The organism is Nocardiopsis sp. NRRL B-16309 (assembly GCF_001279585.1).
Taxonomy (GTDB): domain Bacteria; phylum Actinomycetota; class Actinomycetes; order Streptosporangiales; family Streptosporangiaceae; genus Nocardiopsis.
On sequence record NZ_LGEC01000065.1, the window covers coordinates 135,262 to 161,946 of the forward strand.

The 26,685-nt window shown below is 72.8% G+C and carries 23 protein-coding genes and 1 riboswitch; of the genes, 8 read left to right on the plus strand and 15 right to left on the minus strand.

Annotation, left to right across the window (positions count from 1 at the left end; all coding sequences use genetic code 11):
* Nucleotides 1-96 precede the first annotated feature (96 nt).
* The 3 genes from groL to thrC form a co-directional block, all read right to left on the minus strand.
* A complete protein-coding gene (gene groL / locus ADL05_RS10355; RefSeq protein WP_053616669.1) occupies nt 97-1,728 on the minus strand; it encodes a chaperonin GroEL in 1,632 nt (543 codons plus the stop codon).
* Nucleotides 1,729-2,258: 530 nt separating this feature from the next.
* Nucleotides 2,259-2,537, minus strand: coding sequence for a ubiquitin-like small modifier protein 1 (locus tag ADL05_RS10360; RefSeq protein WP_053616670.1), 279 nt, complete (start codon nt 2,535-2,537; stop codon nt 2,259-2,261).
* 115 nt (nt 2,538-2,652) lie between these two features.
* Nucleotides 2,653-3,912, minus strand: a complete 1,260-nt coding sequence (gene thrC, locus ADL05_RS10365) for a threonine synthase (RefSeq protein ID WP_053616671.1) — start codon at nt 3,910-3,912, stop codon at nt 2,653-2,655.
* A 13-nt stretch (nt 3,913-3,925) separates the two neighbouring features.
* A riboswitch (SAM riboswitch) is annotated at nt 3,926-4,068 on the minus strand.
* A 306-nt stretch (nt 4,069-4,374) separates the two neighbouring features.
* On the opposite strand from thrC, the gene ADL05_RS10370 reads away from it, so the two are divergent.
* Entirely contained in the window at nt 4,375-5,811 is a 1,437-nt protein-coding gene (locus tag ADL05_RS10370; RefSeq protein ID WP_053616672.1) for a trehalose-6-phosphate synthase, read from the plus strand.
* 406 nt (nt 5,812-6,217) lie between these two features.
* Here ADL05_RS10370 and ADL05_RS10375 read toward each other — a convergent pair whose 3' ends face one another.
* The gene (locus tag ADL05_RS10375; RefSeq protein ID WP_053616673.1) at nt 6,218-6,793 is read right to left on the minus strand and encodes a helix-turn-helix domain-containing protein; all 576 of its coding nucleotides are present in this window, start codon (nt 6,791-6,793) and stop codon (nt 6,218-6,220) included.
* 100 nt (nt 6,794-6,893) lie between these two features.
* Here ADL05_RS10375 and ADL05_RS10380 point away from each other — a divergent pair, with 100 nt between their 5' ends.
* Nucleotides 6,894-8,300: an MFS transporter gene (locus tag ADL05_RS10380; protein WP_053616674.1), complete on the plus strand. Its 1,407-nt coding sequence runs from the start codon at nt 6,894-6,896 to the stop codon at nt 8,298-8,300.
* 143 nt (nt 8,301-8,443) lie between these two features.
* Here the strand turns inward: ADL05_RS10380 and ADL05_RS10385 are convergent, their stop codons facing one another.
* Nucleotides 8,444-9,025 (minus strand): GrpB family protein, encoded by a 582-nt coding sequence (locus ADL05_RS10385; protein ID WP_053616675.1) that lies wholly within the window; start codon nt 9,023-9,025, stop codon nt 8,444-8,446.
* 236 nt (nt 9,026-9,261) lie between these two features.
* Entirely contained in the window at nt 9,262-10,371 is a 1,110-nt protein-coding gene (locus ADL05_RS10390) for a S8 family serine peptidase (protein ID WP_231640689.1), read from the minus strand.
* Nucleotides 10,372-10,654: 283 nt separating this feature from the next.
* On the opposite strand from ADL05_RS10390, the gene ADL05_RS10395 reads away from it, so the two are divergent.
* Together ADL05_RS10395 and otsB are read left to right on the plus strand one after the other, a co-directional pair.
* The gene (locus ADL05_RS10395) at nt 10,655-10,939 is read left to right on the plus strand and encodes a DUF3263 domain-containing protein (RefSeq protein ID WP_053616677.1); all 285 of its coding nucleotides are present in this window, start codon (nt 10,655-10,657) and stop codon (nt 10,937-10,939) included.
* A gap of 469 nt (nt 10,940-11,408) precedes the next feature.
* Nucleotides 11,409-12,236, plus strand: a complete 828-nt coding sequence (gene otsB, locus ADL05_RS10400; protein ID WP_053616678.1) for a trehalose-phosphatase — start codon at nt 11,409-11,411, stop codon at nt 12,234-12,236.
* Here the strand turns inward: otsB and ADL05_RS10405 are convergent.
* On the minus strand, nt 12,205-13,236 hold the full coding sequence (locus tag ADL05_RS10405; protein ID WP_053616679.1) for a serine hydrolase: 1,032 nt from the start codon (nt 13,234-13,236) through the stop codon (nt 12,205-12,207). The two genes, otsB and ADL05_RS10405, sit on opposite strands and share 32 nt — an antisense overlap.
* 170 nt (nt 13,237-13,406) lie before the next feature.
* Between ADL05_RS10405 and argJ the strand changes: the two genes are divergently transcribed.
* A complete protein-coding gene (argJ, locus tag ADL05_RS10410) occupies nt 13,407-14,564 on the plus strand; it encodes a bifunctional glutamate N-acetyltransferase/amino-acid acetyltransferase ArgJ (RefSeq protein ID WP_053616680.1) in 1,158 nt (385 codons plus the stop codon).
* A 274-nt stretch (nt 14,565-14,838) separates the two neighbouring features.
* On the opposite strand, the gene ADL05_RS10415 is transcribed toward argJ, so the two are convergent.
* Nucleotides 14,839-16,446: a DHA2 family efflux MFS transporter permease subunit gene (locus ADL05_RS10415; protein WP_053616681.1), complete on the minus strand. Its 1,608-nt coding sequence runs from the start codon at nt 16,444-16,446 to the stop codon at nt 14,839-14,841.
* A 137-nt stretch (nt 16,447-16,583) separates the two neighbouring features.
* Here ADL05_RS10415 and ADL05_RS10420 point away from each other — a divergent pair, with 137 nt between their 5' ends.
* Nucleotides 16,584-17,222: a TetR/AcrR family transcriptional regulator gene (locus ADL05_RS10420; RefSeq protein WP_053616682.1), complete on the plus strand. Its 639-nt coding sequence runs from the start codon at nt 16,584-16,586 to the stop codon at nt 17,220-17,222.
* Nucleotides 17,223-17,718: 496 nt separating this feature from the next.
* Here ADL05_RS10420 and ptsP read toward each other — a convergent pair whose 3' ends face one another.
* The 6 genes from ptsP to ADL05_RS10450 form a co-directional block, all read right to left on the minus strand.
* Complete coding sequence (gene ptsP / locus ADL05_RS10425) at nt 17,719-19,620, minus strand: phosphoenolpyruvate--protein phosphotransferase (RefSeq protein WP_082376257.1); 1,902 nt, start codon at nt 19,618-19,620, stop codon at nt 17,719-17,721.
* Nucleotides 19,621-19,753: 133 nt separating this feature from the next.
* Nucleotides 19,754-20,794 carry a zinc-dependent dehydrogenase gene (locus ADL05_RS10430; protein ID WP_053616683.1) on the minus strand — a complete coding sequence of 347 codons (1,041 nt, stop codon included), beginning with the start codon at nt 20,792-20,794 and terminating at the stop codon, nt 19,754-19,756.
* 387 nt (nt 20,795-21,181) lie between these two features.
* Nucleotides 21,182-21,625 carry a PTS sugar transporter subunit IIA gene (locus tag ADL05_RS10435; protein WP_053616684.1) on the minus strand — a complete coding sequence of 148 codons (444 nt, stop codon included), beginning with the start codon at nt 21,623-21,625 and terminating at the stop codon, nt 21,182-21,184.
* Complete coding sequence (locus ADL05_RS10440; protein ID WP_053616685.1) at nt 21,615-21,923, minus strand: PTS lactose transporter subunit IIB; 309 nt, start codon at nt 21,921-21,923, stop codon at nt 21,615-21,617. The genes ADL05_RS10435 and ADL05_RS10440 overlap by 11 nt, the downstream gene beginning before the upstream one ends.
* Nucleotides 21,920-23,029, minus strand: coding sequence for a PTS mannitol transporter subunit IICB (gene mtlA, locus ADL05_RS10445; RefSeq protein WP_053616686.1), 1,110 nt, complete (start codon nt 23,027-23,029; stop codon nt 21,920-21,922). The genes ADL05_RS10440 and mtlA overlap by 4 nt, the downstream gene beginning before the upstream one ends.
* A 64-nt stretch (nt 23,030-23,093) precedes the next feature.
* Nucleotides 23,094-23,855: a DeoR/GlpR family DNA-binding transcription regulator gene (locus ADL05_RS10450; protein ID WP_053616687.1), complete on the minus strand. Its 762-nt coding sequence runs from the start codon at nt 23,853-23,855 to the stop codon at nt 23,094-23,096.
* Nucleotides 23,856-24,177: 322 nt separating this feature from the next.
* Here ADL05_RS10450 and pfkB point away from each other — a divergent pair, with 322 nt between their 5' ends.
* Both pfkB and ADL05_RS10460 read left to right on the plus strand, forming a co-directional pair.
* On the plus strand, nt 24,178-25,119 hold the full coding sequence (gene pfkB, locus ADL05_RS10455; RefSeq protein ID WP_053616688.1) for a 1-phosphofructokinase: 942 nt from the start codon (nt 24,178-24,180) through the stop codon (nt 25,117-25,119).
* 34 nt (nt 25,120-25,153) lie between these two features.
* Entirely contained in the window at nt 25,154-25,435 is a 282-nt protein-coding gene (locus ADL05_RS10460) for an HPr family phosphocarrier protein (RefSeq protein WP_053616689.1), read from the plus strand.
* Between the two features lie 298 nt (nt 25,436-25,733).
* Here the strand turns inward: ADL05_RS10460 and ADL05_RS10465 are convergent, their stop codons facing one another.
* Nucleotides 25,734-26,489 (minus strand): SDR family oxidoreductase, encoded by a 756-nt coding sequence (locus ADL05_RS10465; protein ID WP_053616690.1) that lies wholly within the window; start codon nt 26,487-26,489, stop codon nt 25,734-25,736.
* Between the last annotated feature and the right edge of the window lie 196 nt (nt 26,490-26,685).

Sequence of the window (26,685 nt, forward strand, 5' to 3'; positions counted from 1 at the left end):
GACCCGTGCCCGGAAACAGCGAAACCGGACGGCCCCGAAGGGCCGCCCGGTCGTCGCGGGCGGGGTCGCGTACCTGACCCCCGGGAGCGCGGACTCCTAGAAGTCCATGCCGCCCATGCCACCGGTCGGGTCGGCGGCGGGAGCCCCGCCCTTCTCCGGCTTGTCGGCGATGACGGCCTCGGTCGTCAGGAACAGACCGGCGATGGAGGCAGCGTTCTGCAGCGCGGAGCGGGTGACCTTGGTCGGGTCGATGACGCCGTCCTTGAACAGGTCGGTGTACTCACCGGTGGCGGCGTTGAAGCCGAAACCGGGCTCCAGGTTGCGGACCTTCTCCGCCACGACGCCGCCCTCGAGGCCGGCGTTGATGGCGATCTGCTTCAGCGGCTCGGCGATGGAGCGGCGAACGATGTCGGCACCGATGGCCTCGTCGCCCTGCAGGTCCAGCTTCTCGAACGCGGGGACGCTGGCCTGGAGCAGCGCGACGCCGCCACCGGGCAGGATGCCCTCCTCGACCGCGGCCTTGGCGTTGCGGACGGCGTCCTCGATGCGGTGCTTGCGCTCCTTGAGCTCCACCTCGGTCGCGGCACCGGCCTTGATGACGGCCACGCCGCCGGCCAGGCGCGCCAGGCGCTCCTGCAGCTTCTCGCGGTCGTAGTCCGAGTCGGTGCGCTCGATCTCGTTGCGGATCTCGTTCACGCGACCGGCGATCGCGGTGGCGTCACCGGCGCCGTCCACGATGGTGGTCTCGTCCTTGGTGACGACGACCTTGCGGGCGCGGCCGAGCAGGTCCAGCTCGGTGTTCTCGAGCTTGAGGCCGACCTCCTCGGTGATGACCTGGCCGCCGGTCAGCACGGCGATGTCGCCGAGCTGGGCCTTGCGGCGGTCGCCGAAGCCCGGGGCCTTGACGGCGACGGACTTGAAGGTGCCGCGGATCTTGTTCACGACGAGGGTCTGCAGGGCACCCTGCTCGACGTCCTCGGCGATGACCATCAGCGGACGGCCGGACTGCAGGACCTTCTCGACAACGGGCAGGAACTCGTTGTTGTTGGAGATCTTGGAGTTGACGATGAGGATGTAGGGGTCCTCAAGGACCGTCTCCATGCGCTCAAGGTCGGTGGCGAAGTAGGGCGAGATGTAGCCCTTGTCGAAGCGCATGCCCTCGGCGAGCTCCAGCTCGAGCCCGAAGGTCTGGCCCTCCTCGACGGTGATGACGCCTTCCTTGCCGACCTTGTCCATCGCCTGCGCGATGGTCTCGCCGATCTGGGCGTCACCGGCGGAGATCGAGGCGGTGGAGGCGATCTGCTCCTTGGTCTCGACCTCCTTGGAGAGGTTGCCGAGCTCCTCGTTGATGCGGGCGACGGCGGCCTCGATGCCGCGCTTCAGACCGACCGGGTTGGCGCCGGCGGCGACGTTGCGCAGACCCTCGCGTACGAGAGCCTGGGCGAGCACGGTGGCGGTGGTGGTGCCGTCACCCGCGACGTCGTCGGTCTTCTTCGCGACCTCCTTGACCAGCTCGGCCCCGATCTTCTCCCACGGGTCCTCGAGCTCGATCTCCTTGGCGATGGAGACACCGTCGTTGGTGATCGTGGGGGCGCCCCACTTCTTCTCCAGGACGACGTTGCGACCCTTCGGGCCGAGCGTGACCTTGACGGCGTCAGCGAGCTGGTTCATGCCGCGCTCGAGGCCGCGACGGGCCTCCTCGTCGAACGCGATCAGTTTGGCTGCCATTGAGTTCTTGTCCTCCCGTGACCGGGCTGATACGCGATGGGACGAGGCGTGCGCCCGCGACGGACGACCACGACACCGCCGACAACCCTGCTGTCGGGGACCGTGATCTCGCAGCCTCGATCCGGTTTAGCACTCACCTTGCTGGAGTGCTAACCGTGTCTATTTTTAGCACTCGCCCCTGGAGAGTGCAAACGATGTGGTCACGATTTACCAGCCCCGACGACCGCTTTCCACCTGGGCATATGTGCCCACACGAGGTGTTTTGCGCGCTCAGCGGACAGGAGGGTTCCGGGCCGTGATGCTTCCGGCACACCCACCGTCCTTCCCACCGGGCGGCGGTTCAGACGCTCACCCGCCGGGCCATTCGTGCGCCGACCAGGGGCGTCGCCGCCCCCCGCCGGCGGCACGAACGCCCGGCCCGACCGCCGTCCCCCGCCACCCGTTCTCCCGCGCCCGCTCTCCCACGGACACGGACAGGGCCCGGCACCCCGAACCGGGTACCGGGCCCTGCGCGAACCGTGGACCGAGGCTCAGCAGCCTCCGGCGACCGCCGGGATGATCGAGACCTTGGCACCGTCGGCGACCTCGGTCTGCAGGCCCTTCTCGAAGCGCACGTCCTCGTCGCCCACGTAGACGTTGACGAACCGGCGGACCTTGCCCGCGTCGTCGAGGATGCGGGCGCGGATGCCGGGGTAGTTGGCCTCCAGGTCGTCCAGGACCTCGGCCACGGTGGCGCCGTCCGCGCTCACCTCGGCGGCGTCGTTGGTGTAGGTGCGCAGGATGGTGGGCACGCGAACGCTGGCGCTCATGGTGTTCGTACTTCCGTTCAGTGGGTGTGGGTGGGGACTGCGCCGGACTCGGCCGTCGGGGGCGGTGGTCCACCCGCCCCGCGCAGCGCCCCGTGGTCGATGGTGGCGACGGGCGTCAGGCGAGACCGGCGGCGGTGAACGCGGCCAGGGACGGCTTGACCGTCGCTGTGACCCCGGCGTCGACGGCGTTCAGGGTCTTGAGCCCGTCGCCGGTGTTGAGCACCACGGTCTCGGCCTTGGTGTCGATCCGACCCTCGCGCACCAGCTTGCGCAGCACACCGGTGGTGACGCCGCCCGCGGTCTCGGCGAAGACGCCCTCGGTGCGGGCCAGCAGCCGGATCGCGTCCACGACCTCGTCGTCGCCCACGTGCTCGACGGACCCGCCCGTGCGCTTGGCGATGTCGAGCACGTACGGCCCGTCCGCCGGGTTGCCGATGGCCAGCGACTTGGCGATGGTGTCGGGCTTGACGGGCTGGATCACGTCGTGGCCCTGCTCCCAGGCTCGGGCGACCGGGGAGCACCCGGTGGCCTGCGCGCCGAAGATCCTGTAGGGCCGGTCCTCGACCAGGCCGAGCTTGATGAGCTCCTGGAAGCCCTTGTCGATCTTGGTGAGCTGGGACCCGGACGCGATCGGGATGATGATCTGCTCGGGCAGGCGCCAGCCGAGCTGCTCGGCGATCTCGTAGGCCAGCGTCTTGGAGCCCTCGCCGTAGTACGGGCGCAGGTTGACGTTGACGAAGCCCCAGCCCTCGCCGATCGGGTCGCCGATGAGCTCGGAGCAGAAGCGGTTGACGTCGTCGTAGTTGCCGTCGATGGCCACCACCTTGCCGCCGTAGACCGCGGCCATGACGACCTTGGCCTCCTCCAGCCCGGCGGGGATGAACACGCAGGACTCGAACCCGGCCCGCGCGGCGGCGGCGCCGACCGCGCCGGCGAGGTTGCCGGTGGAGGAGCAGGACAGGGTGGTGAAGCCGAAGGTGCGGGCGGCCTCGACGGCGATCGCGACCACGCGGTCCTTGAAGGAGTGCGTGGGGTTGCCGGAGTCGTCCTTGACGTGGAGCGAGTCGAAGCCCAGCTCGGCGGCGAGGCGGTCCGCCCTGACCAGCGGCGTCAGGCCGGGGTTCATGTTCGGCAGCTCGGCGACGTTGGTCGGGACCGGCAGCAGGGAGCGGTAGCGCCAGATGTTGTTGGGACCGCTCTCGATGTCCTCGCGGGTGACGGTCCCGAAGTCGTAGGCGACTTCCAGGGGGCCGAAACAGAACTCGCACGCGAACTTGGGCGTGAGCTCGTAGCGCTGCCCGCACTCGCGGCAGGACAGTGCGGTCCCGGGACCGAAGGAGCGGACGGAGGTGGGTTCAGTGGCGGCAATCGCCATGGCGAGGCGTCTCCCCTCATCTTCCCTGGTGGCCACCTTGACCCCAGGCCGGAGTTGGCACCTGTCTCGGACGTCTCACAGGGAACGTGAGTCTCGCGTACCGAGATGGTTGCCGGGGCTTCGCAGGGCCGGTCCCTCCACCCCTCTGGATGAGCAATATGAAGTTTGGAGCTGATCCTGTCGGATCCGCACCGTCACTGTAACGGACGTGTTCCCCCGATTTCCACGTCGGGTGATCCGCATTACACGATGCGGCTCACATCGTGAGACGGCACCGGTCAGCGGACGGCGGGTGCACGTGCGTTGTTTCACCGGTGTGACCCGGTCGGTCGCTGACCTGGAGTGGGTTTGGGGAGGCTTTCCACAGGCGAAACATGAAGGAGCGCCCGGCGCGCGCTGACGCCGACGTACCCTCGGCAGCCACACCCCAGTCACCATTCGCGCCTTTGAGAGGACGAGCACGTGGACAAGGCACAGATCCTCATCGCCTCCAACCGGGGACCGGTGTCCTTCTCGGTCTCCGACGACGGAACCCTGGAGTCCCGTCGCGGCGGTGGCGGACTGGTGTCGGGCATGATCTCCGTCGCCACCGAGATCGACGGCCTGTGGGTGTGCGCCGCCCTGTCGGACGCCGACCGGCGCGCCGCGGAGGAGGCTCCCGAGGCGCGACTGGACCGCGTCCACGACCTCGACGGCATGCGCGTGCACATGCTCGACATCCCCCGCCGCACCTTCGACGGCGCCTACACGGGCGTCGCCAACTCCACGCTGTGGTTCGTGCAGCACATGCTGTACGACATCCCGGGCAAGCCGGTGTTCGGCTCGCACTTCCGGCGCCTGTGGGAGGACTACACCGCCTACAACAACGCGTTCGCCGAAGCCCTGGTGAGCGGGGCCGCCGACGGCGCGCGGGTGGCGGTGCAGGACTACCACCTGGCCCTGGTGCCGCGGATCCTGCGGGCCCGCCGCCCGGACCTGCGCATAGCGCACTTCTCGCACACCCCGTGGGCTCCGCCGGAGTACTTCCGGATGCTGCCCGCCCACGTCGCGCGCGAGCTGCTGGAGGGCATGCTCGGCGCGGACCGGCTGGGCTTCCTCAGCCCGCGCTGGGCGGACGCGTTCCTGCGCTGCTGCGCCGAGATCCTGCGCGCCGAGGTGGACCTGAACCGCCGGACGGTCGAGTACGGCGGCCGGGTGATCAGCGTGGGCGTGCACGCCCTGGGCGCGGACGAGGCCGGGCTGAACGAGAGCGCCGCCGAGCCCGCCGTGGCCGCCCGCCGCGAGACCCTGGAGGAGGTCGTCGGCGACACGCGGCTGATCGTGCGCGTGGACCGCACGGAGCTGTCCAAGAACATCGTGCGCGGCCTGGAGGCCTACCGGGAGCTGCTCACGGCGCACCCGGAGTGGCGGGGCCGGGTGACGCACCTGGCGTTCGCCTACCCGAGCCGGGGCGACGTGCCGGAGTACCGCGAGTACACCGACGCGGTCCTGCGCGTGGCCAAGGAGATCAACGAGGAGTTCGCGACCGCCGAGTGGACCCCGCTGGTGCTGGAGGTCAACGACGACTACCCGCGTTCGCTGGCGTCGTTCCAGCTGGCCGACGTGCTGCTGGTGAACCCCGTCCGGGACGGGATGAACCTGGTGGCCAAGGAGGGGCCCGTGCTCTCCAAGCGGGACTCGGTTCTGGTGCTCTCGCGGGAGGCGGGCGCGGCCGACGAGCTGGGCGAGCACGCGCTGCTGGTCAACCCCTACGACACCGTGGAGACGGCGGAGGCCCTGCACCGGGCCCTGTCGATGGACCCGGTCGAGCGCCGAGCGCGCCGCGAGGGCCTGCGGGAGGCCGCGGTGGCGCTGCCGCCGCGCAAGTGGTTCCAGGACCAGCTGCGGTCCCTCGGCTGAGCCGGCGTGCGCCCCGGCGTCGCCGGGGCGCCCGGGCCCGCCGGGGACTCCGCGGACTTCGGGAGTGCCGGGAGCTCCGCGGACTTCGGGGCCGCCGGGGCCATGGGGCCAGTTGGGGCCGCCGAGGCTCCAGGACTGCCGGGCGACAGGGCCGCCGAGGCGCCCGGGAACCTGGGGCTGCCGGGTTCGCGGGGCTCCGGGTCTGCGGGGCCCCGGGGCCATGGGGACATCTGGGGCCTGCCGGGCCGCCAGCGGCCATCGGGCCACTGGTACGCCGGGGATCCGAGAACGGTCCGTGACCACCGGGACGCCGGGAACACCTGAGACACCAGGTCGTCCGGGGTCGTCAGGGCCACCGGGGTACCCGGCACGGCGGAAACGCCGGGGATTCGAGTTCCGGCCGCCGTCAGTCTCCTGATCCGCTGACGCGGACCACCGCCCGGTCGCCGCGCGGGCCGAAGAGGTGCAGGATCTCCACCGCGGTGTCGTCGTCCGGGCCGAACCAGTGCGGCTCGGACGGATCGAACTCCGCCACCTCGCCGGGCCGGAGCAGGTGCTCCTGGTCGCCGATGAGCAGGCGCAGCCGTCCCGCCAGCACGTAGAGCCAGGCGTGGCCCTCGTGGGAGACGAGTCTGGGCTCGCGGGGGCCGAGCACGTGCTTGAAGACCTGGACGCGGCCGGGATAGCGCGTCAGCGGCACCACGACACCGCCGCTGCCGTGCCGGTAGGGCTCCAGGTGCACGCGGGGATCGCCGGTCGCGGGCGCGGCCACCAGCTCGTCCAGCGCGACCCGCAGTGCCCTGGCGAGGGGGATGAGCAGGTCGAGCGTGGGTTGACGGCGACCCGTCTCCACCCGTGACAGGACGCTGACCGACAGCCCGGTCTCGTCGGCGAGCGCTCGCAGCGTGCGTCCGCGCTCGACGCGCAGCGCGCGCAGCCGCGGGCCGATGGAGTCGAGGATCTCTGCCACGTCCGGGTCCACGCCCCCAGTGTTGCAGATTCCGCAAAAACGCTGGGCCGCGGCGTGGTCCCGCCGCGAGCATCGTCAGCGTTCGCTCCCCGCTCGAAAGGCTGGTGTCCGCATGACCGGGACGACCCCCGCGCCCCCGCCGGTGCTGAGTACCCGGCGCCGCTGGACGGTGCTCGCGATCTGTGCGTCGGCGATGTTCCTCGTCGGGCTCGACACGACGATCGTCACCATCGGGCTGCCCGCGATCGGCGACGGGCTCGACGTCGCGGTCCACGACCTGGCGTGGGTGGTGGACGCCTACACGGTGGTCTTCGCGAGCCTGCTCATCACGTCCGGAGCCCTCGCCGACCGTTTCGGCCGCCGACGCGTCTTCATGACGGGACTGGCGGTCTTCGGTCTCGCCTCGCTCGTGTGCGCGGGCGCTCCGTCGCTCGACGTCCTCGTCGCCGCCCGTGCCGCGCAGGGCGTCGGAGCGTCGATGCTCGGTCCGGTGGCCCTGGCGATCGTGGTCAACGCGATGCCCGGCCCGCGCGAACGGGCGCAGGCGATCGGTGTCTGGGCGTCCGTGTTCGGGCTGAGCATGGCGGCGGGACCGGCGGCGGGCGGAGCGCTGATCGCGGCCCTCGACTGGCGGGCGGTGTTCTGGATCAACGTGCCGGTGGTGCTCGTCGCCCTCGTGCTGGTCGCGCTCCTCGTACCGGAGTCGAGGGGAGCGCGCGTGCGCCGGCTCGACCTTCCGGGACAACTGGTCCTGGTGGTGCTGCTGGGCACCGGGATCGCGGTGCTGATCGAGGGGCCGGTGCACGGTTGGGCCTCGCCCGCGGCGCTGGCCGGCTACGGGGTCGTGGTGGCCTCCGCGGCCCTGTTCACCTGGTACGAGTCGCGTCGGCGCGAACCCCTGATCGATCCCGGCCTGTTCCGGGTGCCGAGCTTCACGGGGGCCGTGCTCGGAGCCGTCGCCGTGTTCGTGGCCCTGAGCATGACGCTGCTGATGACCACCTTCTACTGGCAGGGCGTGCGCGGGTGGACGCCCCTCGCGGCGGGTGTGGCCACGCTGCCGCTGGCCGTCGGAGCCACGGTCTGCGCTCCCCTGTCGGGGTTCCTGGTCGGACGGGTGGGCGCGCGCCCGCCGCTGGTGGCCGCGGGCGCTTCCCTCCTCGCCGGCGGGGCTGTGCTGTTCGGCCTCGCGGACGGTTCGGGCGGGCTGCTTCCGCTGCTGGGCGCCTACCTGCTCGTCGGAGTCGGGGTGGGCTTCGCCAACGCGCCCATCACCGACACCGCGGTGAGCGGGCTGCCTCCGGAACGCGCCGGTGTCGCGGGCGGTACCGCCTCCACCGCCCGGCAGGTCGGGACGGCGGTCGGTGTCGCGCTCGCCGGAAGCCTGGTCGCGGGGGCGGGTCCCGCCGAGTTCGCGGCGGCGAGCCGTCCCGGATGGTCGGTCGTCGCCCTGTGCGGGGCGGCGCTCCTCCTGACCGCCTGGACGGCACGGGCCTCACGGGCCTCACGGAGCGGCGCATAGACCCACGCATCGCCCATCCGTCGCCCGCTTCCCACGAGCCGCACAAGACCCACGAAGGCGACGGGCGCGGAACGCCCTGGTCAGGTCATGGGTCGGGGCGCGTCCGCCGTCGCTGGACGCGCTCTCCCGGGCCCCGGTGGGTCCTACTCGGCGGTGGCCGCCCCGGCGAGGATCTCCTCGATGACGTCGGACTTGGCGTCGGTGTAGTCCTGGACGCACTGCCAGGTGCGCTCGGCCAGTTCCTTCTTCCGGGCGGTGTAGCGCTCGCGCGCGGCGGGGTCGGCGATGAGGCGGTCGCGGAAGCGGAGCATCCGGTCCACCTCCTCGCACCCCTCCCCGAACACGTGCAGGTTGAGGTTGACGTCGGGCCCCTTGAGGACCCGGTGCTCGAACCACTCCGGCTCCCGCAGGACAAGGGTGTATCCGGCGGCTTCGAGGTCGGCGGCGTAGGCGGCTTCGTCGGAGGAGTCGGCGACGACGAGGAGGATGTCGACGCAGGGTTTGGCGGCCAGGCCCGGCACGGCGGTGGAGCCGACGTGTTCGAGCCGCCTGACGCGGTCGCCCAGCGCGCCGCGCACGCGCTCGGCCTCCCGCTTGAACAGGTAGGGCCACTTGGGGTCGTAGGGGATGATGTGCACACGCCCGTTGACGAGGTTGCGTGACTCGGGGACCTCGGGCACGGGCTGGCCTCGTGAGGGCAACGGAGACGCTTCAAGGGGTGACATTCCACAAAGCCTTCTCCCCTCGTCCGCCCACGTCAAGGCATCCGACGGTGCTTACATATGCACATGTACCCATTGCTCACGGTGTGTCGACGCGGCTGTGACCATGAGCGACGCGCGGCGCGCCCTCCGCACGTTCCGACACCGTGCGCACACACAGATCGACTCGCGTCACGCTGACGGCCCGCCCGCCGGAGCCGCCGGGCGCACACGTGAGACGGGGCTCAGGCGCCCGGGTGCTAGGCGCCCCGGCGCGGCTTGCGTCGGCGGCCGCCCCTCTGCTTGCGACGGCTCTCCGGACCGGCCTCCGCCGCGCGCTCGGCCGCGATCCGCTCGTCCTCGGCCGCCCGTTCGGCCTTGACGCCGTAGGGGTCGGCGCTGGAGCGGCGCACCCACACGACCAGGAGCAGGACCCCCAGCACGAGGACCGCGCCGATGCTGGCGAACCACGCCCACACCGGGACGCCGCCGCCGTCGTCCGCCCCGTCGGTGAGGCTCTCATCGAGCAGCGGCACGTCCGCGGCCGTCGCGGCGGCATGGTCGTCGGCCGAGAGCGCGTGCAGGGCCGGAAGGCCGCCGGGCCCCGGGTGGGAGCCCGTGACCAGCGCGTCGCGGATCTCGTCGGGACCCAGCTGGGGGTAGTGCGTGCGCAGCAGCGCGGCCGCACCGGCGACCATGGCCGCCGCGTACTGCGTGCCGGTGACCTGGGCCGCGCCCAACTCGGGGTCGGCGGTCTCCAGGTCGGCACCGGGCGCGGTCAGTTCGATTCGCTCGGCCTCGGGGGAGTCCGGGATCAGCTCCCCGTCCTCGTCCGTCCCCGCGACGGCCAGCACACTGGGGTCGGTCTCGCCGCCCGCGGGCCCCACGACGAGGATGCCGTCCCCCACGGCTTCCTCGGTGGCCGCGGACAGGTCCTCGCCGCCGTCGTTCTCCGGCAGCAGGATGACGGGCGCGCCCTGGGTCGCGGCGTGCCGGACGGCCCCCGGGAGGTCGTCCTCGGTCGGCAGGGCGAGCAGCCCCGCACCCGGAGCCACGCCGAGCACTCCGCCGTCGGCGTCCATCCCGTGGCCGTGCGCGGCGACGAGGGCGGCGGCGGCCGTCCCGACCGCCTCGTCGCCCCCGCCACCGAAGGCGTTGTCGACGCTGAGGTTGTCGCGCAGGTCGGGGTGGTCCTCGACCACGGCGTACCCGGGCAGGGCGACCGTGGTGCCCTCGCCCTGTGTTTCCTCCCACAGTTCGTAGGCCTCGATGGCGGTCAGGCCCCACTGTTCGGGCCGGAGATCGGGGACCACGTCCGCCGCGGCGGAGGCCGGTGCGAACCCGAAGACGGCCGCGGCCGTGCCGGCCACCACTGTTCGTAGGTGACGTTTGTGCGTCCTGTTGCGGCTGTTGCCCCCGAGCACGTCAGGCTCCCTCAAACGATGCGGTCGGCGTTCTCCCCGGCCCTCCCCGGACCCTCCACATCCTGCCATGAGCACAGGTTCTCGGTGCGGACAAGGGCCTCGCGGGCAGGGAACGCAACTGTATCCCCGGTGCCAGTCCTGGGTTTTCCCCTCCGCATCCGGCATGTCGAGTCGCTAGCATGAGTCGCGCCGATCCGGACAAACCAATTTCCCGTCCAGGGGGTGTCCCATGCCGAATATCGGTCCGATCGAGGACGGTCAGTCGGCTCTCGCCGACCGTGAACAACGCATCCTCGCCTTCGAACGCCAGTGGTGGAAGTTCGAGGGCTCCAAGGAACAGGCGATCCGCGACGAGTTCGGGTTCTCCGCGACCCGCTACTACCAACTGCTCAACGGGCTGGTGGAACGCCCCGAAGCACTCGCGTTCGACCCGCTCACGGTCAAGCGCCTGCGCCGCCTGCGCGCCGACCGCCGCCGTCAGCGCAACGCCCGCCGACTGGGCATCCAGCTCTGACGCCGTTCCGTCCCGACACACCGCGGCCGTTCAGTGGCCGGGCAGCCGCCCGCGCCGACGATCCGCACGAGGAAATCCGACGCCGCCCCGGGCGTGTCGCACGGACTGTTCCCGCTCGACCACGCACTGCCCCGACCGTGGCGTGCGGGCACTCCCGCACCACCGCGTATCCCCCGTCGTCCGCTCCCCCCGCGCACGGCCCGGTCGTGTCCCTGGGGCTGCCCGGCGCCGCCACGCGCTGCTCCGCCACGCGCCGCCGGACCATGCCGCACGGCCTGTCCGGACACCACCGCGCATTCCCCGTCGTGCCGCACCGCCACCCGCTCCCCCGCGGCGTCCGGCCGACCCCTCCCCCACCGCCGCCCGCCCCCCGACACGAGGGGGCACGACCGGCTCGGGCCGGGGGCGCGCCGATAGTCTGGCGTCCCCGGCCCGCCGCCGTGACCCGCCCCCTCCGGAGAGGTCTGCGATGTCCCTGCCCCAGCCGAGCACGGACGCCGGACGCGCCGCGCTCGCCGCGCTCCTGGCCAAGCCCGCGACCGCCCTGGTCGCCTTCGACTTCGACGGCACGCTCGCACCGATCGTCGACGATCCGCGCGACTCCGCCCCCTACCCCGGGATCGTGGCGACCCTGGCCGCACTGTCCCCGCTCGTCGGCACGATCGCGGTGATCACCGGCCGCCCCGCCGCCACCGTGGTGGAGCTGGGCGGACTGGACCGCGTCCCCGACCTGACCGTGCTCGGCCACTACGGCGCCGAGCGCTGGTCCGACGGCGAACTCGTCGCCGCCGAGCCCCCGCCCGGGGTGGCGCTGGTCCGCGACGAACTGCCCGGCCTGGTCGCCCGGGTCGGCGCGCCCGAGGGCACCTTCATCGAGGACAAGGGGCGTTCCCTGGCGGTGCACACCCGCCGCACCGCCGAGCCCGACGCCGCCCTCTCCCGGCTCGCCCCGCACCTGGAGGAACTCGCGGCCCGCGCGGAGCTGCGGGTGGAGCCCGGGCGGATGGTGATCGAACTCCGTCCACAGGGTGTGGACAAGGGCGCCGCCCTGACCCAACTCGCCACCGCGGCGGGCGCCGGCACCGTCCTCTACGGCGGCGACGACCTCGGTGACCTGCCCGCGTTCGACGCGGTACGCGAGCTGCGCGCGGCGGGCACGCCCGGTCTGACCCTGTGCGCGTCCTCCAGCGAGGTCACCGCCGTGGCCGAGGCGGCCGACCTCGTCGTCGACGGCCCGGCCGGGCTCGCCGCCTTCCTCACCGGGCTCACGGATTCGATCCGTGCTCCTGGTGCGTGAGCGCCGTCCGCGCCGCCGCCCGCAGGTCCACCAGCCCGGTCCGGTCCCGGCCGTAGTGCACGGCGTTGGTCAGCACCCCCACGTAGCGTCCGCTGGCCGGGTGCACGAACAGGCTGGTCCCGGTGAACCCGTTGTGGTAGACCACGCCCTCCTGGGTGATCAGCCAGCCGAGCCCGCGCCACAGGCCCTGCCCGGCGTCCACGTGCGGCTGCCAGCTCGCCCGGACGTACGACGACGGCATGACCCCGCCGCCCCCCTCGTGTATCCGCAGGACCTCGCGCGCGAAGGCGCCCAGGTCGATGGCGGTGGTGAACATGCCCGCGTGCCCGGCGACCCCGCCCATCAGCGCTGCCGCCTCGTCGTGGACCACGCCCCAGGTGGGCGCGGCCCCGGCCAGGCGGCGCTCGGTGGGCGCCACCGCCGGTGAGCGGGCGAGCGGCCCGTAGGTCGTGGAACGCATGCCCAGCTCGTCCCACAGGTCGCCCGCCAGCCGGTCCAGCCCGGTCCCGTACAGGTGCTCCAGGAGCAGGCCGAGCACGATGAACCCCCGGTCGACGTAGGCGTACCCGGGATCCTCCAGCGGGTCGGCCAACAGGGCCCGGGCCAGGTCCTCGTCCGTGCCCACGTACCGCTCCAGCCACGTGACCGGGTTGAGCCGGCTCGTGTGGGTCAGGATCTGCCGGGTGGTGACCGCCCCTCCGGGCAGGTCCGCCACCGGCAGGTATTCGGACATCGGGGCGTCCAGGTCCAACATCCCCTCGGCGACCGCCTGGCCGACGAGCGGCCACGTCGCCATCACCTTCGTCAGGCTCGCCGCGTCGTAGGCGACGTCCGGGGCGGTGTCGTCCTCCTCGCCCGCGCGGCCGACCGCGACGAACTCCCACATGCCGCCCGTGCCGATGACGGCGGCGCCGCCGGGCAGCCACTGGGCGTCCACCATCACCTTCAGGACGCCTCGGATCTGCGCTCCCGTCTCCGTGAGCCAGTCACCATCACGCACAACACGCCTCCCCCCGGGTGTCCACTCGCATTCGGCGGATACCCCGTTACCAGAGTCTTGTCACTCCGGCGCCACGTCCGTACAGGACGAAACCCTCGCAGGTCGTAGCCGTAATCAGGGGCGGGGCACGCGGGTGAGTAGGCTGACGCCACGAAGCCCCGAGGAGGATGATGAGCAGCCAGACCCCCGTGCCCGCCGGTTTCCGCGGCGTGGCAGGCAACATCGGGATCAAGGACCCCGAGGACGACTTCTTCGCGGTCGTCTCGGAGGTGCCCGCCCACGTGTCCGCCGTCTTCACGCGGTCCCGGTTCGCCGGCTCCAGCGTGGTCCTGAGCCGCCGCGCGGCCGCCGACGGCCGCGCCCGCGGGGTCACCGTCATCGCCCGCAACGCCAACGTCGCCACGATGACCGGGGAGGCCAACGCCCGCGAGGTGCAGGAGCGCGTGGCCCGCGCCGCGGGCGTGGAGCCGGAGGACCTCCTCATCGCCTCCACCGGGGTGATCGGCGTCCCCTACCCCATGGACCGGGTGCGTGCCTTCCTCGACGACCTGCCCGAGGAGTTCCCCCCGGCCGACCTGGACCGCTCGGCGGCGGCGATGATGACGACCGACACCGAGCCCAAGACCGCCTCGGCCAGGGTCGGGGAGGCGACGATCACCGGCATCGCCAAGGGTGTCGGCATGATCGAGCCGAACATGGCGACCATGCTGGCCTGGTTCTTCACCGACGCCGAGCTGGAGCAGCCGGTCCTGGACGCGATGTTCCGCCGGGTCGTGGACCGCACGTTCAACGCGCTGAGCATCGACACCGACACCTCCACCAGCGACTCCGCGGCGATCTTCGCCAACGGGCTGGCGGGCGGGGTGGACGCCGAGGCGTTCGAGTCGGCGCTCCACGACGTGGCACTGGCGCTGGTGCGCAGGATCGCCTCCGACGGCGAGGGCGCGGGCAAGCTGCTGGAGGTGCGCGTCACCGGGGCGCGCGACGACGCCCAGGCCAAGCGGGTCGGCAAGGCCGTGGTGAACTCCCCGCTGGTCAAGACGGCGGTGCACGGCGCCGACCCCAACTGGGGCCGGGTGGCGATGGCGGTCGGCAAGAACGACGCGGAGACCGACATCGTGCCGGAGAACGTGCGGATCCTGTTCGGTGACGTGGAGACCTACCCGGCTCCTGCCACGGGCGAGACCCTGGCGCGCGCCGCCGAGCACATGAAGGGCGACGAGGTCGTCATCAGCGTGGACCTGGGCATCGCCGAGGGCGCGTTCACCGTCTACGGCTGCGACCTGACCGACGGCTACATCCGGATCAACGCCGACTACACGACCTGAGCCGCGGAATCGGCCGTGGAAAGCGGCCGGTCCGGAGCCGACCCGGACGGAGCCCGTAGGGCGCCGGGGCCGCAGGGCCCCTGGAGCCGGTCGAGCGGCGGGGCCGTCGAAGGCCCACCGGAACACCTCCAGGCGGGGACGACCCGTCAGCGCCCGGTGAGACGGCGCGACCTGTCCCGGGCCCGCCCAGACGAGCGAAGGGACCGCGGAAGCCCGCCGGAACGACCGAGGGGGAGGGACCGACCGCGACCCCTCCCCCTCGGTCACCCGTGGCTCACACGTGGACGGCGGGTGCGGGCGCTCCCTCGGACGCCTCGTCCTCGGATCCCGCGCCGGTCATCCCGCCGCGCATGAACAGCGACATCACCGCGGACACGGCCAGCAGCGCCGCGGCGATCCCGAACGCCCACTGCAGTCCGCTCAGGAAGGCCAGGTTGCTGGCCTCGGTGACGGCGGCGGCGACATCGGGGCCGGCGCCCTCCGGCACCACGGCCCCGCCCTGCGCGACCGTGCTCTGGTCGGTGCGCAGTCGGTCCGCGCCCGGGGCGGGCAGGCCCGCGTCGGCGAACCGACCGGGCAGGGTGGCGATGATCGTCGCCGACATCACGGCGCCCAGGACCGCGGTCCCCAAAGAGCCGCCGAGCTGCATCGCGGCCTGCTGGACCGCGGAGGCCACCCCGGCGAACCGCATCGGCGCGGCGCCGATGATCGCAGCCGTGGCGCCGGTCATCACCAGGCTGAGCCCCATGCCGAGCAGGATGAAGGCCACCGACAGGTAGACCACGGGGGTCTCCATGGTCAGCCGGGAGAGCATGAACATGCCCACCGCGCCCACCACCAGTCCCGCGGTCGTGGGGATGCGCGGACCGACGCGGTCCAGGATCCGGCCCGCGATGGGCGAGGTGATCGCCATCATGCCGGTCATCGGCAGCAGTTGCAGGCCGGTCTGCGCCGGGCTCATCCCGCGCGCGCCCTGCAGGTAGAAGGTGATGAAGAACAGCGACCCCATCAGGCTCACGGCCATGAACACCATGATCACGGTGCCGATGGAGATCGACGGGTTGGCGAACAGCGCCAGCGGGATCAGCGGGTGCCGGGGACGGCGTTCCCAGAGCACGAACAGCACGCCCACGACCAGGGCCGCGGCGAGCGACCCGAGCGTGATCGGAGCCCCCCAGCCAGCGGTCGGCGCTTCGACCAGGGCCCACACCAGCGCGAAGATGGCGACGCTGAGCAGGATGATCCCGGGGACGTCCATCCGCGAGTCGGGGTCGGTCGCCTGGTTGGGCCGCAGCAGCCACAGGCTGAGCCCCAGCGCGATCGCGCCGACCGGGGCGTTGATGAAGAACACGGCCTCCCAGCCGAGCGTGCCCACCAGGACGCCGCCGAGGATCGGCCCGCCGGCCGTGGCCGCGCCGATGAGGCTGCCGAAGACGCCGAAGGCCCGGCCGAGCTTCTCCGGCGGGAAGCTGGACCGCAGCAGCCCCATCGCGGCGGGCAGCAGCAGGGCGCCGAAAACGCCTTGCAGGACCCGGAACACGACGAGCATGATCACGCCGAAGGACAGCGCGATCGCCACCGAGGAGAGCACGAACCCCACCACTCCCACGAGGTAGGTGCGCCGGTGGCCGAAGCGGTCACCGAGCTTGCCCGCGGTGATGAGGAAGACGGCGAGCCCGAGCAGGTAGCCGTGCGTGACCCACTGGAGTTCGGCGAGCGAGGCGCCCAGGGCCACGCCGATGGCCGGGTTGGCGACCGCGACGATCGTCCCGTCCAGGGCGACCATCATGACGCCGAAGGCGATGGCGACCAGGGTCCCCCACGGGCTGTTCCTCAGTCCCCCCGCCCGCTTCGGTGGTGGAGCGGTGGTCCGTGCGGTCATGTGTCCCCCTTGCGACGTCGACCGCACGATTATGGCAACCGCTGACATATTGCAGCAAGCGCTTTTTGTCTGTGACTGACATTACATTGCGCCCGCTGGTATGCTCCAGGCAGAACGACCCTGGTGGAGGCACGGCCATGAGCGCGACGAGCACCGAGGCACCGGTCGGCGGACTGCGGGAACGCAAGAAGGCCCAGCTGCACGACGCCCTGCTCGACACCGCCCTGCGCCTGTTCCACGAGCACGGCTACCAGGCGACCACCACCGAGGAGATCGCCGCCCGGGTGGGGGTCTCCCAGCGGACGTTCTTCCGCTACTTCCCCGCCAAGGAGGACATCCTTCTGGAGGCGCTGGAGGGCGTGGACCAGTACCTCTTCGACGCCCTGCGCGAGCGCCCCGCCGACGAGCCCCCGCTCCTGGCCCTGCGCAACGCGCTGAGCGACCAGTGGGACCGGGTCGAGCGCGCGTCCATGATCCTGCGGGGCGGCGCCGCCAAGCTCATGAAGCAGAACCCGGAACTGATGGCGACGCACATGCGCTACTGCCATGTGCGGCAGAAGAAGCTCGCCGCCGTCGTCGCAGAACGCGTCGGCGTCGACCCGGCCACCGACCCGCGGCCGGACCTGGCGGCCGCGGTGTTCTTCGCGGCGGTGAACACGGGCGTGAGCGCGTGGGTCGCCGCCGACGCCGACTTCGACGACCTGCCGCGGGTGTGCCTGGAACAGCTGGACCTGCTCCCCGAGGTGCTCGGCGACGACTGGTGCGCTCAGGGCTGAGTCCCCGGCACGGCCGTTCCGGTCTCAGGGCTTCCGTCTCAGGCTCGGCCCCGGGTCTCACGCGCGCGTCCCCAGGGCCCGGGGAATCAGTCCACGTCCCGGACTCGGACTCCTCAGGCACCGGGCTCGGACCAGCGACTCAGTTTCGGCTCAGGCTCAGGCTCCCGACTCGGGGCGTGCGTCCAGGGCTCGGACCCCTGGGGGCTCGGTTCCCCCGCGGCTCGGGCGAGGCACCAGGCACCAGGCACCAGGCACCAGGCAGAACGATGCCCCGCGGGCCGCACGGCTCGCGGGGCATGCTCCTTCTCGTCCTCAGGGGTCTCAGCCGCCTCCGCAGTGACCGGACCCACGGCGTCGGGGACCGACCACCGGGGGCGCACCCCCACCGGCCGCGGCCGGACCCGCGGGACCCACCGGGCACACCGGCCGCTCGGCCTCGAAGATCCACGCCGGGGCCGCGCCGCCTCGACGGCCGCGCGGCCCCAGGGGTCGCACGTCAGAGGTCGGCGACGTCCGGGCTCGCCGCGGCGCGGACCGCCTCCCTGGCCTCCGTCGCCGTGGCGGCGGCCAGGGCGAGCCCCGCCAGGCGGCGGCACTCCTGCTTCGTGTGGTGGGCCAGCGCGTGGCGCACGGCCGGCAGCGCCGGCGCGGCCATCGACAGGCTCGTCGCTCCGAGTCCCACCAGGACCACCGCGAGCAGGGGGTCCGCCGCGGCCTCACCGCACACGCCCACCGCGCGCCCGGACCGCTCCCCCGCGCCGCCGACCGTGCCGACCAGCTCCAGCAGCGCGGGCTGCCACGGGTCGAGCAGGTCCGGCAGGGTGCCCAGGGTCCGGTCCGCTGCCATGGTGTACTGCGCGAGGTCGTTGGTCCCGAGGGACACGAAGTCCACCCGGGGCAGCAGCCGGTCGGCCAGCAGGGCCGCGCCGGGCACCTCGATCATGACGCCCGCCTCGGTGATCCCGGCCTCGCGGGCCAGCCCGACGAACTCCGACGCCTCGGCCGGGGTGGACACCATCGGCGCCATCACCCGCACGCGCGCGCCGGTTCCCTCGGTGGCCGCCCGGATCGCCGCCAGCTGGTCGGTCAACAGCTCCGGGTGCACCCGGGCCGTCCGGAAGCCCCGTCGGCCCAGCGCCGGGTTGTCCTCCGGCCCGGTCCCCGCGAACGCCAGCGGCTTGTCCGAGCCCGCGTCCAGGGTGCGCACGGTGACGGTACGGCCGTCGAAGGCGCGGAACAGCCGCGCGTAGGCGGCGGTCTGCTCGGCCACCGTCGGCGGCTCGGCGCGGTCCAGGAACAGGAACTCGGTGCGCAGCAGCCCCACGCCCTCGCTGTCGTGCGCGCCCGCCTCGTCGGGGTCGCCCTCGCCCACGTTGAGCAGCAGGGCCACCGGGGCGCCGTCGGCGGTGCGACCGGGACCCGCGGAGTCGGCCAGGAGCTCGCGTCGGCGCCGGGCCCGCACCAGGACCGCGGCGGACCGCTCCTCGTCCGGTTCGACGTCGATCCGACCGGTGTCGCCGTCGACCGCGACCGGGGTCCCGTCCGTCAGGGCGTCCGCGCCCTGGCAGCCCACGACCGCCGGGATGCCGAGCGACCGCGCCAGGATCACGGTGTGGCTGGTGGGACCGCCGTGCCGCGTGACGATCGCCAGCACCTGGTCGGAGTCCAGCTGGACGGTGTCGGCCGGGGCGAGGTCGTCGGCGACCAGCACGTGCGGTCGCCCGGGGTCGGGCAGGCCGGGCATCGGCAGGCCGAGCAGGTGGGCGACGGCGCGGTCGCGGATGTCGGCGAGGTCGGCGGCCCGCTCGGCCAGGTAGCCCCCGGCCGCGAGCAGAAGCTCCTGGTAGGCGCCGCAGGCGGCGTGGACCGCCCAGGCCGCGGGGTCGCCCTCCGCCGTGCGCTCGGCCGTCCGGCGGGCCAGTTCGGGGTCGCGGGCCATGAGCGCCAGCGCGCCCAGGACCGCCGCGGCCTCCTCGCCCAGGCCCTCGGCCCGCGCCTCGAACTGGGCGGCGACCCGTTCGAGGGCGTCGCGGGCCCGGTCGGCCTCGGTCTCGGCACCCGCCGAGGCGGTGCGGGCGTCGGGCAGGGTCGGCGGCGCGGACATCCGCGCGACGGGGCCGACCGCGGCGCCGGGCGCGGCCGGGATCCCCTCCAGGCGGGCGGAGTCCGTGCGCGCGGACGCGGTGCCCGGGAGCTCGGTCCCGGGGGCGTCCGCGTGCTCGGACCCGGCGGCGGAGGCCTCGTCAGGCGCAGAAGCGGACGCTCGGTGCCCTGTCGAAGCGGACGCGCCCTCACGGGCGGTCCCGGGGGCATTCGCGTGCGCGGGTCCCTCCGCGGACGAACCCTCACGGGCGGCGTCCCTGGGTGTCGGGATGTCTGGGTGGCCGGTCTGCGGCATCATCGCTCCTGGCTCGGGTCGTCGATCGGTCTCGGCTCACCCCGGCCCAGCGCCTGGACCAGCGGGCGTGTGCGAATGCCTCGCCCACAGCCAACCGCGAAAGGCGCCGGGGCGCCAGTGGGGCGGAGCGGGCTCACGGCTGGATCGTCACCTTGATCGCGGTCCCCGCCGCGACGGTCTCGATGGCCTTGTGCACGTCGGACAGGCTCATCCGCTCGGTGATGAGGTCCGCGACGGGCACGGCGCCCGTGGAGATCAGCTCCAGGGCACGGCGGTTGTGCTCCGGGCTGGAACCGTTCGCGCCGAAGATCGAGATCTCCCGGTAGTGCACGAGGTTGGAGTCCAGCTGGATGATCGGGTTGTCCTTGGGCAGGCCGCCGAAGAAGCTGACCCGGCCGCCGCGCGCCACCATGCGCAGCGCGTCCTCCTGCGCCCGCCCCGACGCGGCCGCGGTGATGACCACGTCCGCGCCCCGGTCACCCGTCAGGCGCAGGACCTCGGCCACGGGGTCGGTCTCCTCGCCCGCGATCGCCGCGTCCGGGTCGACGACGTCGGCCGACATGTCCAGGCGCCCCCGGTTGATGTCGACCAGGAACACGCGGGCCGCGCCGCGCGCCCGGGCGAGCCGCACGTGCAGGCAGCCGATGGGTCCGGCGCCCATGACGACGACGGTGTCGCCCTCGCCGACGCCCGCGATCTCCTGGCCGTTGAGCACGCAGGCGAGCGGTTCGGCCAGGGACGCCTCGGCCATGTCGATGTTGTCCGGGACCCGGTTCACGCCGTCGACGGCGAGCACGGCCTCGGGGATGATCATGGACTCGGCGAACCCGCCGTCGTAGTGGTAGCCCATGGACTGCTGGCGGGAGCACACGGGCATCCGGCCGGCCTCGCACTCGTGGCAGGCGCCGCACGGGATCGCCGCGATCACCTGGACGCGGTCGCCCTCGGACCAGCCCGTGACGCCCTCGCCGATCTCGCTGATCCGGCCGGTGATCTCGTGCCCGATCACGCGCGGCGGGTCGATGTGGTGGTGGCCGTGGCGGGAGATCTTCACGTCCGTGCCGCAGGTGGAGCAGTTGGCGACGGCGATCTTGAGCTGCCCGGGGCCCACGGTCGGTTCGGGTGCCTGTTCGAGGCGGATGTCACCGGGAGCGTAGAAGCGGGCGACGAGCATGGTGGTGCCTTTCGTGGTGGTGGAGGGCTCCCCGCGCCGGGAACGGCGGCGCGGGGAGCCCGGGGCGCGGCCGGGGGAGTGGACCGCCGCGCCGGGGTGGACGGCTCGATGGGGCGTACGCGCCGCGCGGGTGCAGGGCGCGGACGCGGGCGGACAGGGACGAGGCGGATCGGGTGGGACGGCCCGCCCCCGCGTGCACGGCGCGGGGCGGGCGCGGCCACCCGTCCCCAGGCGGACGCGACCGACGCGGGCGCGGCCACCCGGCCTCGACCGGACGGAGGCGGGCCGGGCGGCACCACCCGCCCTCGGGCGGATGTTCGACGCGGGTGCTTCCCGCCCGGCTCCGACCGGACGGGACCCGCGCGGGCGGGGCGCGGCGGCCCCGCCTCAGGCGCCCGCGCCGGAGCCGAGCAGGGCGAGGACGTCGGACGGCGCCGACGCCGAGCGGAGCCGTCCGGCGCGCTCGGGGTCGCTGAGCACGGTCGCCAGGGCGGACAGCACCCCGATGTGCTCGTCGCCCGACGCGGCGATGCCGACCGCGAGGTAGGCGGTGTTGCCGTCCCAGTCGACCCCGCCGGGGAACTGGACGACGACCAGCGCGGTCTCCTTGATCAGGGCCCGCGAGGCGTCCGTCCCGTGCGGGATGGCCACCCCCTCGCCGAGGAACGTGCTCACCGAGGCCTCGCGCTCGTGCATCGCGGGCACGTAGCCGGGCTCGACCGCGCCCAGCTCGACGAGCAGGGCGCCGCACTGGTCGATGGCGTCGGCCTTGTCCGCCGCGGTGCGGCCGAGCCGGACGGCGTCGGCGGTCAGCGCCAGCTCAGCCGCCAAGGGTCTCGCCCTCCTTGATCGCCTGCTCCAGGCGGGTGAACGCCGGGTCGCCCATGAACATCTGGAAGCCGACCACGACCTTGTCCGGGAGGTTGCCGCGGGCGCGGTCCAGGAGCCCCGCGTGGCACACGACCACGTCGGCGTCAGCGGGCACCCGGTCCACCTGGGCGTGCTCGACGGTCACTCCGTAGGGCTTGAGCGTGCGCTGGAGCTGGCTGGTCAGCAGGACGCTGCTGCCCATTCCGGCGTCGCAGGCGACGACGACCTTCTTGACGTCGGAGCCTTGGATGGTGGTCATGACGTGGCCTCCTTGGTGTTCTGTGCGGCGGCCGCCCCCTTCTCCGCCTTCTCCGCGCGCCGCTCGGACCGGCCGAAGCCGAGCAGGAGCGACGCCAGGACGAAGGAGACGACGGTGGCGACGGCGACGCCCGCCAGGACGGCGACGTGGTCACCGCGCGGGGTCACCGCCATCAGGGCGATGATGCTGCCGGGCGAGGGCGTGGCGAGCAGGCCGGCGTCCAGGACCATGAAGGTGGCCAGGCCGGACATGCCGCCGCCGATCGCGGCGAGGATGAGCTTCGGCTGGGCGAGGATGTACGGGAAGTAGATCTCGTGGATCCCGCCGAAGAAGTGGATGATGATCGCGCCGGGCGCGGTGGCGCGGCTGATCTTGGGTCCGAAGAACATGCAGGCCAGGAGGATGCCGAGACCGGGACCCGGGTTGGTCTCGATGAGGAACTCGATGGCCTTGCCCTCCTCGGCCACCCGGGCGACGCCCAGCGGGCCCAGGACGCCGTGGTTGAGGGCGTTGTTGAGGAAGAGGACCTTGGCCGGCTCGACGATGATCGACACCAGGGGCAGCAGGCTCATGTCGACGAGGAACTGCACACCGGCGCCGAGGCCGCGGGCGATGGCGGTGACCGCCGGGGCCACGACGTAGACGCCCAGGGCCGCCAGGAGTCCGCCCAGGATGCCGGCGCTGAAGTTGTTGACCAGCATCTCGAAGCCCGTGGGCGTGCGGGGCTGGAGGACCTGGTCGATCTTCTTCATGAGGTAGGCGCCGAGCGGGCCCATGACCATCGCGCCGAGGAACATCGGCATGTCCGCGGCGACGATGACGCCGACCGCGGCGACCGCTCCGACCACTCCGCCGCGCCGGTCGTAGACCAGGTGACCACCGGTGTAGGCGATCAGCAGCGGGAGGAGGTAGGTGATCATCGGTCCGACGAGCTCGGCCAGGGTCGCGTTGGGCGTCCAGCCGGTCTCGATGAACAGGGCGGTGACCAGGCCCCAGGCGATGAACGCGCCGATGTTGGGCATCACCATGCTCGACAGGAAGCTGCCGAAGCGCTGGATGCCGGAGCGTACTGACGCCATGCGCTCGTGGGTCTGCTGGTTGGACATGGGGGAGACCTCCTGGGAGGTGGGCCGGCGAGGCGCCGAGCCGGATGGTGGTGAGGGGTGGTGGTCAGACCGTGAGGACGGACGGGCCGGCGGATTCGAGTTCGTCCGCGAGTCCCGCGGCGAGGCCGGTGTCGGTGATGATCTTGTCGAGCTGCTCCACGCCCGCGAAGCGCGCGAAGTGGTCGTTGCCGACCTTGGTGTGGTCGGCGAGCAGGAGTGCCCTTCGTGAGGAGGCGATCATCGCCCGCTTGACCTCGGCCTCGGTCGTGTCCGGTGTGGTGAGACCGCGTTCGACGGAGATTCCGTTGGTGGCCATGAAGGCCACGTCCACGAAGGACTCCGACAGTGAACGCAGGGCCCACGCGTCGACGGTGGCCTGTGTGCGGTTGCGCAGGCGGCCACCGAGCAGCATGAGGTTGATGTTGGTTCGTGTGGTGAGTGTGAGGGCGATGGACAGGGAGTTGGTGACCACGGTGAGTTCGCGGTCGGTCGGCAGCTGCTCGGCCAGGCGGCCGGTGGTGGTGCCCGCGTCGAGGAGGATGGCGCCCTCCTCGGGGAGCTCGTCCAGCGCGGCCTTGGCGATGCGCTCCTTCTCCTCGGTCAGTACGGAGTCGCGCACGTTGAGCGTGGGCTCGAAGCCCAGCCGCTCGACGGGAATCGCGCCACCGTGCACCCTGCGCAGGACACCGTGGCGTTCGAGTGCCGTGAGGTCGCGCCGGATGGTCTCGTAGGTGACGTCGAACTCCGAGGCGAGCCCCGTGACGTCGACCCGGCCGTCACGGCGGGCGCGTTCGAGGATCACCTGCTGGCGTTCTTCCGCGTACATGTTGGATCACCTGTGTTTCGGTGTGGTTTTCAGTGAGTTTAGTCGTGTTGTGCAGGACACACAAGTGCCAAATCCGCCCAATGTCCCGGCAATGCCCACCGGTGACCCATGGGCGGCCTTCCACCCTCACTCGCCCGCGCCAGAACCTCCACCAGCGATGACGAGGCGGAACACGCATCACCGGACCACACTGGGATCCCGCACCGGACGCTCGATCCCGAGGCGGGCGAGTATTGACATACGCAACCAAACCAACATAATCGAAGACACTCACACAGACACACAGGGCCGCGCGGACACCGACAGTCGAAGAGAGCCACCGATGATCCTGACCCTCACGCCGAACCCGAGCGTGGACCACACCCTGGAGGTGGACGGCCTCGTCCGCGGCGAGGTCCTGCGGGTGCGCGCGACCCGCGCCCACCCCGGGGGCAAGGGAGTCAACGTGGCGCGCGCGCTCAGCGGCGCGGACGTCCCCACCCGCGCGGTCCTGCCCGTCGGCGGAGGCGGCGGCGCGGAACTGTCCGCCCTGCTCGGCGACCTGCCGCGCGCCACCGTCCCGATCGAGGGCGAGACCCGGGCCAACATCACGGTCGCGGAGCCCGACGGCACCACCACCAAGCTCAACGCCCCGGGCCCCGTCCTCTCCCCCGCCGAGATCCGCGCCCTGCTCGACGTGGTCGAGGACGAGCTGACCAGGGGGCCCGACTGGATCGTGGCCTGCGGCAGCCTGCCTGGCGGCGCGACCGCCGACTTCTACGTCCGCGTCGCGGAACTGGCCGCCCGGTACGGCGTCCCGCTCGCGCTGGACTCCTCCGGCGAGCCGCTGGCCGAGGCCGCGCGCGCGGGCTCCGTGGCCCTGCTCAAGCCCAACCACGAGGAGCTGGAGGAGCTGACCGGCCGCGACCTGCCCACGGTCGGCGCGGTCGTGTCGGCCGCCAGGGAGGTGCTGTCCTGGGGCAACGAACAGGCCCTGGTGACTTTGGGCGGGCATGGCGCGATACTCGTCGACGACACGTGCAGCTGGTGGGCGCGCGGTCCCCTCGTCCGAGCGCGCAGCACCGTGGGCGCGGGCGACTGCTCGCTGGCCGGCTTCCTCAGCCAGGACGGTCCCCCCGACAAGGGACTGGCGCGTGCCGTGTCCTGGGGAGCGGCGGCGGTGTCCCTGCCCGGGACGACCGTTCCCACCCCCGAGGACGTCGCCGCCCACGAGACCACCGTGGTGGCCGAGCCCGAACCGCACCAGCGGATCGACCGGCTCTGACACACCCCCCGTTCACCGACAGAAGAGGACCGACATGCCGACCCAGCGCACCGTCACCATCGGCTCCCGGCTCGGGCTGCACGCCCGACCGGCCACCCTGTTCGTCAAGGCCGTCAACGAGACCGGCCTGCCCGTCTACATCGCCCGACCGGACCAGGACCCGGTGGACGCGCGCAGCATGCTGGCCGTGATGGCGCTGGGCGCCAACCACGGTGAGACGGTCACGCTGTCCTGCGACGACGCCGAGGACGGCGCCGCCGACCGGGCGCTCGACGAGCTGGTGGCGCTGCTGTCCTCGGACATGGACAACGCCTGACCAGGACTGAAGGGCCCGCACAGCCCTGAGCCGACCACGGCCGGTGGGCGCGCCCGGTAGCGCCCATCACCGACCGCTTCTCCCCCGCTCGTACGCCCCGGTTCCTCCACCGCCCCCGTCGAGCCCGCCTCTTCCCCGCCCCGCCGGTCCGATTCCTCCGCCCCCGGAGCGCCCCCACGCTCGGGCCCGGCCCGGGGCACGGCCGTCCCGCGCCAGCCCCGGGCCGGTCGATCGCCCGGGGCTCCACCGCATCGGGCCGTTTCCGACCCGGACGCCCGTGGCCGGAGCGCCCGGTTCCCTACTCCTTGACCCGGTGGACCTTGTGCTGGGCCGCCTGGGCGCGCGGGCGCACCACGAGAAGGTCGATGTTGACGTGCGGGGGCCGGGTGACCGCCCACACGATGGTGTCGGCGACGTCCTCGGCGCTGAGCGGGTCGGGCACTCCGTCGTAGACCGCCTCGGCGGCCTCGGCGTCACCGCGCAGCCGGTTGAGCGAGAACTCCTCGGTCTTGACCATCCCGGGCGCCACCTCCAGCACGCGCACGGGCTCACCGCACAGTTCGAGCCGCAGGGTGGCGGCCAGCGTGTGGGCGCCGTGCTTGGCGGCGACGTAGCCGCCACCGCCCTCGTAGACCACGTGCCCGGCGACGGAGGACACGACCAGCACCGTGCCGTCGCCGCTCTCCACGAGCTTCGGCAGCAGCGCCTGCGTCATGTGGAGCACACCCAGGACGTTGACCTCGTACATCGCGCGCCAGTCGGCGGGATCGCCCGTGGCGACGGTCTCCCGGCCGATCGCGCCGCCCGCGTTGTTGACCAGGACCGAGCAGGAGGGCAGGGCGTCGGCGAAGGCGTCGACGGCCGACCGGTCGGTGACGTCGAGGACCTGGGCCCGGGCGCTGTGGCCGTCCTTGACGATCTCCTCGGCCAGGGCCTCGATCCGGTCGGCGCGCCGGGCGACGAGGACCACGTCGTAGCCCTCGGCCGCGAGCCCGCGCGCGGTGGCGGCCCCGATCCCGCTGCTGGCACCGGTCACGACGGCGGTCGCTGTCATGTCTGCTGTCCTCCCTGGAAGGGTCGTTGTCGCGCCGAGCGTATCCGGTGGCCGCGCGGGCGCCGCCGCCGGACCTCTGCCCGGCGCTGCGGGCCCGGCCTGGTGGAAGGGGGCCGAACGGCCGATGACGGGGCGGCGGATCCCGGAGGCCGGTCGCGACGGCGGAGGGTGGTCGCGACGGCGGAGGGTGGTCGCG